General features: G+C 51.3%; 1 protein-coding gene. It reads right to left on the bottom strand.

Going from position 1 to position 314, the window contains the following annotated elements; translation table 11 throughout:
* The coding region (locus tag AC23N5_RS31530) for a hypothetical protein (protein WP_487758578.1) at positions 1–314 on the bottom strand (314 nt) is incomplete at both ends.

Here is a 314-nt window from a genome sequence, read left to right as displayed (position 1 = left end):
TTCAAGGCCAAGTCAAACACTGGCGTTGGTGTCACCGTTATCACTTCTGGGTCAGAATCATCTTCATCTCCACCGTTCTTACCGTTTTCATTGATTACATCGTTCTTCGGTGTACCGTCGTTGCTAGGATTGTTGTCTGGATTGCTGTCCACGTCCGTACCACCTGTAGCAGAACTAATCTCCGCTACGTTGGTCGCCGTACCCGTGAAGCCCGCATTCACCGTAAACGTAATGTCTCGGGTCGTGCTCGCTCCCGCCAACAAACTCGAAATCGGCGTGTTCAAGGTCGCAATGCCGTTGCTTACGCTCCAATT

This window comes from Runella sp. R5_40 (assembly GCF_057652295.1).
This window is presented reverse-complemented; position numbering and strand designations above follow the sequence as displayed.